Source organism: Streptomyces sp. NPDC093149 (assembly GCF_044754145.1).
Lineage (GTDB): Bacteria > Actinomycetota > Actinomycetes > Streptomycetales > Streptomycetaceae > Streptomyces.
Genome location: NZ_JBIVON010000039.1, coordinates 22,079 through 30,928 on the forward strand (window position 1 = coordinate 22,079; position 8,850 = coordinate 30,928).

The 8,850-nt window shown below is 69.8% G+C and carries 9 protein-coding genes; 3 read left to right on the forward strand and 6 right to left on the reverse strand.

The annotated features are described in order from the left end of the window. Positions 1-345: 345 nt before the first annotated feature. Together ACIQCZ_RS40650 and ACIQCZ_RS40655 are read right to left on the reverse strand one after the other, a co-directional pair. Positions 346-1,521, reverse strand: coding sequence for an MFS transporter (locus ACIQCZ_RS40650; RefSeq protein ID WP_402291035.1), 1,176 nt, complete (start codon positions 1,519-1,521; stop codon positions 346-348). Between the two features lie 146 nt (positions 1,522-1,667). Next, positions 1,668-3,083 (reverse strand): MFS transporter, encoded by a 1,416-nt coding sequence (locus tag ACIQCZ_RS40655; protein WP_402291036.1) that lies wholly within the window; start codon positions 3,081-3,083, stop codon positions 1,668-1,670. A gap of 71 nt (positions 3,084-3,154) precedes the next feature. Between ACIQCZ_RS40655 and ACIQCZ_RS40660 the strand changes: the two genes are divergently transcribed. Then, on the forward strand, positions 3,155-3,784 hold the full coding sequence (locus tag ACIQCZ_RS40660; RefSeq protein WP_402291037.1) for a TetR/AcrR family transcriptional regulator: 630 nt from the start codon (positions 3,155-3,157) through the stop codon (positions 3,782-3,784). A 107-nt stretch (positions 3,785-3,891) separates the two neighbouring features. Here ACIQCZ_RS40660 and ACIQCZ_RS40665 read toward each other — a convergent pair whose 3' ends face one another. Next, on the reverse strand, positions 3,892-4,266 hold the full coding sequence (locus ACIQCZ_RS40665; RefSeq protein ID WP_402291038.1) for a winged helix-turn-helix transcriptional regulator: 375 nt from the start codon (positions 4,264-4,266) through the stop codon (positions 3,892-3,894). A gap of 77 nt (positions 4,267-4,343) precedes the next feature. On the opposite strand from ACIQCZ_RS40665, the gene ACIQCZ_RS40670 reads away from it, so the two are divergent. Next, a complete protein-coding gene (locus ACIQCZ_RS40670; RefSeq protein WP_402291039.1) occupies positions 4,344-4,754 on the forward strand; it encodes a RidA family protein in 411 nt (136 codons plus the stop codon). A gap of 409 nt (positions 4,755-5,163) precedes the next feature. Here ACIQCZ_RS40670 and ACIQCZ_RS40675 read toward each other — a convergent pair whose 3' ends face one another. Together ACIQCZ_RS40675 and thpR are read right to left on the reverse strand one after the other, a co-directional pair. Continuing rightward, the gene (locus ACIQCZ_RS40675) at positions 5,164-5,367 is read right to left on the reverse strand and encodes a cold-shock protein (protein WP_351083897.1); all 204 of its coding nucleotides are present in this window, start codon (positions 5,365-5,367) and stop codon (positions 5,164-5,166) included. Between the two features lie 478 nt (positions 5,368-5,845). Beyond that, positions 5,846-6,442 carry an RNA 2',3'-cyclic phosphodiesterase gene (gene thpR, locus ACIQCZ_RS40680; RefSeq protein ID WP_402291040.1) on the reverse strand — a complete coding sequence of 199 codons (597 nt, stop codon included), beginning with the start codon at positions 6,440-6,442 and terminating at the stop codon, positions 5,846-5,848. A 230-nt stretch (positions 6,443-6,672) separates the two neighbouring features. On the opposite strand from thpR, the gene ACIQCZ_RS40685 reads away from it, so the two are divergent. Beyond that, positions 6,673-7,155: a hypothetical protein gene (locus ACIQCZ_RS40685; protein WP_402291041.1), complete on the forward strand. Its 483-nt coding sequence runs from the start codon at positions 6,673-6,675 to the stop codon at positions 7,153-7,155. Between the two features lie 274 nt (positions 7,156-7,429). On the opposite strand, the gene ACIQCZ_RS40690 is transcribed toward ACIQCZ_RS40685, so the two are convergent. Beyond that, positions 7,430-8,386: a DUF5996 family protein gene (locus tag ACIQCZ_RS40690; RefSeq protein ID WP_402291044.1), complete on the reverse strand. Its 957-nt coding sequence runs from the start codon at positions 8,384-8,386 to the stop codon at positions 7,430-7,432. Positions 8,387-8,850: the final 464 nt, after the last annotated feature.

Genomic DNA, 8,850 nt, shown 5'->3' on the forward strand with positions numbered 1-8,850 from the left:
GACTCCGGTCGGGGACGTCACCTCGGCGGTCGTCCTCGCCAGGATGGCGAGCATGTCCGCCATGTTGCCCGCGAGCTCGAACGGGCCACGGAGGCCGGAGCCTGCTGCACGCAGACCGGCGGGTCCGGGTGGGAACACCTGGCGTGGATGTCGCCCTCGTACGTGATGCCCTCTTCCATCAGCTGGTCGCAGGTGGCGAGTTGCGCGCTTTGGCCGATGCCCCGCTCGTGCAGGAAGAGAACGAAGGCGAGCCGTTGGATCGTCTGCCGGCTGCGCGGGTGGGTCACGGTTCTCCTCCAGTGAGTACAGATGGGGAGAGATCAGCCGGGGAGATGCCTTGCGTGGTCAGCGCGGTGGCGTGGCGGTGACCATACGGGCTTTGCCGGCGGTGAGGCCGACCATGGCCTGAACGGCGCAGATGGTCAGCAGCGCGGCCAGGGGCCACACCCAGGTTCCGGTCATGTCGTGCAGCGTTCCTGCGCCCAGGGGGCCGAGGACGCCGATCAGGTAGCCGATGCCCTGGCCCATGGCGGACAGGGCCGCAGTTGTCGGTGCGTCGGGGGAACGCAGGGCGAACAGGCTGAGCGCGAGGGCGAATCCGGCTCCGAGTCCGAGTCCGAGGACGGCCGTGGAAGGCCAGGCAAGGCTTCTTGGCCCCGCCACGACGCCCGCGAGTCCTGACGCGGTCAGGCAGGCCACCGTAACCCCGGCCGCCCGTTGGTCGGCAAGGCTCCGCCCGGAGGCAGCCAGCAGCCATGCGCCGATCACACCCACGGCGTTGCACAGGGAAAGGGCGAATCCTGCGGATGCGGCGCTCAGGCCACGGTCCTGCCATATGGTCGGCAGCCACCCGAAGACGGTGTACGACAAGAGCGCCTGCGCGCCGAAGAACACGGTCACCTGCCAGGCCAGCCGGCTCCGCCACGGCAGCGGTGGCCGCCCGCCGAAGCCCGGTGCCGCCGCGGTGGCCCCGCCGGACGGTTGCCGGTCGAGGGCGATCAGAATCACCACGACCGTCGCCAGCGCGACGGGCACCACGAGGAGCAGCAGCGGTACCCGCCAGGAGGAACCGGTGGCCTCGGCGAGCGGGACCGCCACCGCAGGGCCTCCCGCGGCGCCGAACGTGAGCGCGCCCGAGTAGAACGCGGACACGCGTGGCACGGACTGCGGGAACTGGCGTTTGATGAGACCGGGTATCAGCACGTTGGCGATCCCGATCGGCGCCGCGACCAGCACGGTTCCCGCGAACAGCGCGGCAGGCGTAGCACCGGTCCGCACGAGTCCGCCCACGCTGAGGACGATGAGTGCGACGGTCAGCAGCATGCGGCCGGAGTAGCGGCGGTCGAGCCGCGGGGCGACGAACGCGAAGAGTCCCAGGCACAGCACGGGCAGCGAGGTGAGTACGCCCACGGCCGTATCACTGAGGTCCAGGTCGTCGCGCAGCGGCTTGAGCAGCGGGGCGACGGATGTGAGGGGCGCTCGGAGGTTGAGCGCGAGCAGTGCGAGAGCTGCCAGAAGCAAGGGCCTGCCGCGGGAACGTGACCCGGATGCCGCCAGCTGATCGGCTTCGCGTGGGGACGTGGGGGAATCGAGGGGCAAAGCACTGTCCGATCTACGACGTGAGAATCGACTGGTTCGTCCTGCGTCTGCTTGGTCGGCGCTGTCTGTCATGCGGCACGGGACCCGAGCCGGCGAGACAGGAGGACGCCGAGCGCGGCAAGGGCGGCGGTGACGGCGAACACGCAGGCCAGAGCTGTGCGGGTGGAGGAGCCGTGGGCGTGCGCGATGGCGATGGCCGCGCCGCCCGCTCCGCTGATCAGGGCGGTGGACAGGGTCTGTGCGAGCTGGAGGCTCGCGCTCACGGCGCCCTCCTGGCCGGAAGCGGCCTGTTCCATGGTGTCGGTGGTGGCGGCGTTGAAGGCCATGCCCATGCCCAGGCCGCCGACCGCCCAGCCCACGACCGCCAGCAGCGCAGGCACGGCGGTGGAGACCACGGCCAGCGCCGTGATCACGACACCCGCGAGCAGGGCGGTGAATCCCACCGCCACGCCGCGCGCGCGGGCCTGTCCGCCCGTAGCTGCGGCCTCGTCCCTCTTGACCTGTGCGGCGGACCCGGCGACCCAGGCCAGCGCGCCGGCGGACAGTCCCAACCCTGCCTGAGTGGCGGTCAGATGACGCAGTTGGGTCAGGCCCAGCGGCAGAAACGCCTCGCTCCCGAAGTACACCGCGCACAGCAGCCCCCGCACCACGATCCCGGCTCCCACGCCTCGGCGGGCCGAGAACGTACCGGGCGGGGTGACTCGGCGCAGCGCGACGAGCGTGATGCCCAGACCCACCACGGCCAGGAGCATCAGCAGGAACACGTTGCCCAGCGACAGGGCCCACAAGAAGACGGCCGTGCCTGCAGTGAGGGCGCAACTCGCGGCAACGGGGCTCTTCCACCACGGCCCAACCCGGACCGCGCCGTGGGCGTCGGGCCGGTCCAGGCGGCGAATCGCGGGCAGCGCGAGCAGACCGGCCATGGCGGTGAGCGGCAGCATGAGCAGGAAGACGCCGCGCCAGTCGACCGCAGCGGCGATCCAGGCGGCGAGGGTGGGTCCGACGAGGGAAGGCACGGTCCAGGCTGACGACAGCAGCGCGAACATCCGCGCCCGCAGGTGCTCGGGGTAGGCCAGGCCGACCACCGTGTAGGCCATGCCCATGATCGCGCCGACGCCCAGGCCCTGCGCGGCCCGCCCGGCAAGGAACAGCAGCCACGTACCCGCGATGCCGGCGAGCAGGCAGCCGGTGGTGAAGACCAGTAGTCCCACCAGCAGGGGGCGCCAGGGGCCCGTGCGGTCGGCGGTGCGGCCTGCGGTCACCGTGCCGACGATGTTCGCCAGCATCAGCGTGGACAGCCCCCACCCGTAGGAGTCGAGGCCGCCGAGCGCGCGGGCCGTCTCGGGCAGGACGGTGGCGATGCCCAGGGACTCGAAGGCCACCAATGCGACGCTCAGAATGACACCACAGGTCAAAGCCCGGTACGGGCGGGCGAAGACACTGCTGTCCGCGGCCACGGCCGGGGTTTCGGTCCGGGAGGTCACAGCGCAAGCACTCCTCTGTTTATGTTTCGTGCTGGAACGGAACGTAAGCAACATAGCCCTATACTGCCGCCATGACCAACCCCGCTCACGACGTGCAGCAACCCCCGCCACAGGGCAGGCCCCGGGACGAACGCATCGACACCGCGGTGCCGCGGGCCGTACTGGAGCTGCTCGCGGAAGCCGGGTACTCCGGCCTGACCATGGACGCCGTCGCCACCCGGGCACGCACCAGCAAGCCGGCGCTGCGGCGGCGCTGGCGCTCCAAGCAGCACCTCGTCGTCGACGCGCTGGTCGGCGCCGCGGGGACCTTCCCCACACCCGACACGGGCTGCACGCACTGCGATCTGATCGAGGGCATCACCACCCTCAGCGAGACGTTCTCCGGGGCCATCGGGCGGCGGGTGCTGCCTGCGCTCGTCGCCGACCTCGCCGACGACCCCGAACTGGACGCCGAGTTCCGGCAGAAGTTCTTCCATCCCCGCCGGGCGTCCACGGCAGCGGCTCTGCGCCGGGGCATCGAGCGCGGCGACCTCGAGCCGGATGCCGACGTCGATCTCCTGCTGGACATGCTGGCCGCCACCACCTACTACCGCGTCCTCTTCGGCCACCTGCCGATCACCGACGCCCTCGCCGAGGACGTCGTCATGGCCGTCCTGAACGGCGCGGCAACGGACGCCTGGCGTACCCGGCAGCACGGCTGACGCTTGGCGCGTGCGCGCCGTCGAGGCACCGTCCCGCAGCGCCTTCCGTCATTCACCGGCGCCGCGACCTTCCCCCGCCCCGGCGCCCGACCGAAGCGGGGGAAGGGTCAGAGGCCCGTTTCTTCTTCCCGCGTGTCGAAGGCTTCGCGTGCGCGCGCGATGGCGGGCATGTTCTCCGCAGCCCACGCCAGCAGCACATCGATGGGGGGCCGCAGGGTCTTGCCGAGTGGTGTGATCCGATACCTGACCGCCACCGGGCGGGTGGACACGACCTCGCGCTCGATCACGCCGTTTCGTTCGAGTCGTCGAAGTGTCGCGGTCAGTGACTTCTGTGTGACCTGAGGGACGGCTCGGCGCAGTTCGTTGAAGCGGCACGGGCGTTCGCAGAGCTCGTTGAGGACACTGAGCGACCACTTGTCGAGGACCTGGTCGAGCAGCTCGCGGTGCGGGGGGTCGATGCGGAGTTCGTCGTCGGTATCCATGGCGAAACCTGGTCTCGTTGAAGTGTCCTTTTTGCACTAGGTAGCTTATGGATACCTAGTGCAAAGGAGAAACAGCCATGACCGTTCAGCACTTCACACCGGAAGGCATGCTGCAGCCCGTCCCCTACCACCATGTGGCCGTGGGCACCGGGACGAAGCACGTCCACGTCAGCGGACAGGTTGCGCGCCGGGCCGACGGGACTCCGGTCGCGCCCGGCGATCTGGCCGGGCAGGTCGCCCAGGCGCTGCGCAACACCTCCGTCGGGCTGGTGGGCGCGGGCGCGTCATTCGCGGACGTGCTGCGCCTGACGTTCTACGTGACCCGGTGGAGCCCGGAAAAGATCGACGACTTCATGGCCGGTGTGGAGGCCGTCGCCGACGAGATCGGGCTCCGGCTTCCCATGCCGCCGGCCTCCCTCATCGGGGTCGAATACCTCTTCGAGCCAGATGTACTCGTCGAGGTCGAAGCAACCGCGCTGCTCGGCTGATTGCTGAGGTGGACGCCTTCCAGCCTCGTATCGACACGGTCGCCTCGAAGAGGTCGCGGTGGTCGGCCCACCGTCGCCCGCGGACCGTACCGGAGTGGGCGACATCGCATGTCCCGGCCGTCAACCGCCGGATGGGCCGGAGCGGGGCGGCTGTCTTCTGGGGTGTCTCCCGCCGCACGGCCCCAAGGCAACCGCATTGGTCTGCGCGGCCGGCTCGGGTGTTACGGCGGGAAGGGTGACGCAGTCGTGCCGACGGGCTCTGGAGCCGGACCAGGCGGCGGCATGGCGGGCCGGATCACGGCGCTCGGCAACGGCCGGGCCTTGGCGGGTCGGCCGCAACGGGCGGCCGACGGGCGCCTGTGGGCTCCCGGAACGCGCGGCCCGGGAGTCCACAGGGTCGGGGCTCGGCTCAGGCGACCGTGATGTTCTCCGCCTGCGGGCCCTTCTGGCCCTGCGTGATGTCGAAGGTCACTGCCTGGCCTTCCTGGAGCTCACGGAAGCCGGAGGCGTTGATGTTGGAGTAGTGCGCGAAGACGTCCGGTCCGCCGCCGTCCTGGGCGATGAAGCCGAAGCCCTTTTCGGAGTTGAACCACTTCACGGTTCCGCTGGCCATGGTCATGCCTTCCAGTCGTTGTCGGATCCGCACCGCGCGGACCCGGAGGTGATCGCCCTGGTCCAGCACTGCACAGCAAAACGCCCACGCCAGGGCGCGGGCAGGGACTGCGAACCACGACATCTGACACTGAAACTACACGCCGAAATCATCCTTCACCAGAGAGCAACAACGACCACCGCCTTCAGGCATGCCAGTTTTCCACTCCCGGGCGCAGCTCCCGGGCCATTCGATCCAGTGGGTGGTCGTCGAGTCGGGGTGAGCGGTGATGCGCCGGTCCCCCATGCGGGACGGTCGCCGGTCAGGTACTCCCGGACGCGGATGCGCGGTTCGCCACGCTACTGCTGCCGACGGCGGGCCGGCGCGGACGGAACCTACCGTCGGCCCCTGGCACCGTCCTGCTTGGCCTGGCTGTGGCGGGCGCGCAGCATCGCCCGCCACAGCGGGTACCGCCTGCGTCCGGCCCTGGTTGGTTCGTTCAAGATCCAGTACAGTTCCCGTTGCCGAGGGTCCAGGCCTCGATGTCGCGGTAATGGATCGGTCCGCGGCTACGGCCGACGTTGCTGCCGACCAGGTGCAGACGTTCGGCAAGCCATCGGCGGCCGGTGAATCCGGCGAACCCTTCGGCGATTTCCCCTGCCGAGGAACGATCTCCCCGGCGTGCACGGGCCAACGTCAGATGTGGGCGCAGGGGCCGGTCCTCGAAGGCGACACCACAGCTCTTGACGGTGGCACGCACATCGGCGGCGAGCATGTGCAGCTCGTCGAGGTCTCCGTCGATTCCGCTCCACAGCACCCGGTCGTCGAAGTTCCCGCTGCCGCGCAGCGCCAGACAAAGTGGTCGGCGGTCCGCTGCGAGTTCGGCGAGAGGCGGGCGCAGGAGCGGAACTGTCTCGGCCGGCAGCTCCCCGAGGAAGGCAAGGGTGATATGCCAGTCCTCGATGCGGTTCCACCGCATGTGAGGGTGTGTGTCATAGGCGGGGCGCAGCTCCCGGGCCAGTTCTTCCTTCGCGTAGTCGGGCGGGGCGAGAGCGATGAACACGCGAACGGTCGCGGGCTGAGTCTGTTCGTTCACACGGACTTCGTACCGCACCCGGGTAGTGGGCGTGGCGGCCGGCCCCGGTAATACGGGAGAGGCGTTCACGGTCGCGATGCCGCGGAAGCCACCTCCGGCAGGTCGCGTCAAGGCCGGGCTGGTGGGACCGCAGAGCAGGGAACCGGGAGCATGCCGGTCTGCGGTGGGACCGCGTGCCGCAGCTCGGGGCGGCAGCGCCGCAGAGACGCGCGGACCCTGCAGCACTTTTCGTGGGCCGGGTCCCGGCCGCCATCAGCACCGCATGGGCAGAACTCCAGGATTGGGTCCACGATATCAACGCACAAACACCGCTCGCCCCCGCGTCCTCCGGCGTCGGCGTCCGGATCGACGTCAGTGTCCGTAAGAACCTTTCCCCCGTCGTCGCCACCATCCACGGGCCGGCCTGCAAGGTGGCGGACGCCGACCGCACCCCCGAACGGCAGCGGCGCGCCGGTCAGGCGCTGCCGACCGTACTGCGGATCGAGCCGGGACCTCACCGACGAAGACCCCCGCCACGAGGAACGAGCGGCCTGGCGGCCGGAACCACCGACATCCGCACCCGGGTCACCATCAGATACATGATCACGCAGGCCGACGGAAGTCAGGAGAGACGGGATGCCCGCGATGTCACCGCCTCCCAGGGCGAAACCCGCTTGATCGTCCTCGCCCCGATGCCGGCCATACTCTCCCCCACCCTGCAGGCCCTGCCGTAACCGTCGCCGAAGACCGGCCGGGGCGGCCGGGTTCGCCGCACGCACGAGAACCTCGTCCCGGCCGTCCGCCGGAGCGAGGCCGATCCTGGAGCGTGGCGTGGTCGTCTCCCACGAGACCATCCGGCGGCAGTGCCGGAAGATCGGGCTGTGATGGATGGAGTTCGCCAGGGTGAACTGCCGCAGCGGGGCGGGCGCGAGTCGGCAGGCCCGGCATCCGACCGGGGCGGTGGCCGGGTGGCCACGCCGATGCGGGGTTCGCGGTTGCTGTTGGGCCTCAGCCGGAAGCCGGGTGCGGTCTGTTTCGCAGTTGCGGGTCCGTCACCCCTCCCGGGCATGCGAGCGGATCGATCGGCCATCCGGCGCGCCGGGCACCGGCCTGGTACGCGCTCTCGTAGAAGGCGAGTACGGCGGCACGCGGGTCGGCCTCGGCACGGACCTCGTCGTACGGCAGTACGGCCAGGTGGCTGCCGTTCCGGGCGACCCAGTGCGCCGCCGCGGGCTCGAGCGGCTCCTCGGCCAGGTGTGCCGGCTCCGGAGCGGTGTAGGAATAGAACGCGGGGGCGGGGAAGGTGTCGTCCCCGAACCAGAAGCCAAAGCTGATCACCTCCCGGGAGTACGCCTCCCGGGTGACAGGGTCCGGCTGCTGAGGCTGCTCGATGTGACGCTCGGAGAACCGGGTGTGCGCGATGTCGAAGGTGTGCCAGAAGTGGTGCACCGGGCTCACCTTCCCCGAGTACCCTGCGGCGAATTCCTCCAGCACCGACGCCACCTGGCTGAGGACGCGCCAGTAGCGGTTGGCCTGCGCGGGCTCGTACGTCGCATGCTCGGCGTCCTCGGCGAACGGCCGGCCGGAGTCGGGCAGGTCGAAGGGCCTGGGCACGTCCAGCCGCACCCGGATGCCCAACGTTGCCAGCGACTCCATGACCGCGTCGTGGAAGGAGGCAACGGACTGGCCGACGAGCGGAAAGGAGATCTCCCGGCCGTCCAGCGTCGAGACGACCAGCCGATGCGCGACGAAGTCGAAGTCCATCGTGAAGATCGGGTTTCCGTCGACCTGCCCCATCGGGCGTGTCGTGATACCGCGCCCCGTAAGGTGGAACGGGACATTCCACCAGTGGTTGCGCCGGGCACTGGCGGCGAGACGGATCTTCCCGACGATCTGCTCGAAGCGCTGGAGCGTCTCCTTGGTGTCACGCCACTCGGCAAGCGGGATCGGCACGAACAGCTCCATGGTCATCACCCTTCCCTCTGAGCTTGCTGAACGGACCCGCACCGTTTGCTGGTCCTGACACGTCCCGCCCCGTTGTCGGGATCGCTTGTCACCCTCCCGGGCGTCCCCCGGATCGAGCTTCCCCGGCTTCACCAGACCGTTGCGACGGCCTGACGGACGCGCGCGTCCCAAGGCATCGCTCGGGGCCATGGCGAGGCTCGCACCGTCCTTCCAGCAGGAGAACAGTACGGTGACCACGGGCAACTCACTCGCCATGACACGGGCCGTCGATCGCTGTCCGATCGAGGACGAGGCCGAATCCGCACCCCCCGCACCGCGGCGAACGTGGACATCGGGCGACCGTTGTATGGCAGTTCGGAGGCGTGAACTACTAGGGTCTGTTTCTCGGATCTCCTGACAGGGGTGGGGTGTTGAGGTCAGGGTGGTGGGATGGGACGTGGGGATCTGACGAATGCGGAGTGGGA

Bases quoted from the DNA above. Each gene is read 5' to 3' on its own strand.
- ACIQCZ_RS40670 (WP_402291039.1), top strand. From the start codon at position 4,344: ATGACCGTTCAGCACTTCACACCGGAAGGCATGCTGCAGCCCGTCCCC.
- ACIQCZ_RS40675 (WP_351083897.1), bottom strand. From the start codon at position 5,367: ATGGCCAGCGGAACCGTGAAGTGGTTCAACTCCGAAAAGGGCTTCGGC.
- ACIQCZ_RS40660 (WP_402291037.1), top strand. From the start codon at position 3,155: ATGACCAACCCCGCTCACGACGTGCAGCAACCCCCGCCACAGGGCAGG.
- ACIQCZ_RS40690 (WP_402291044.1), bottom strand. From the start codon at position 8,386: ATGGAGCTGTTCGTGCCGATCCCGCTTGCCGAGTGGCGTGACACCAAG.
- ACIQCZ_RS40665 (WP_402291038.1), bottom strand. From the start codon at position 4,266: ATGGATACCGACGACGAACTCCGCATCGACCCCCCGCACCGCGAGCTG.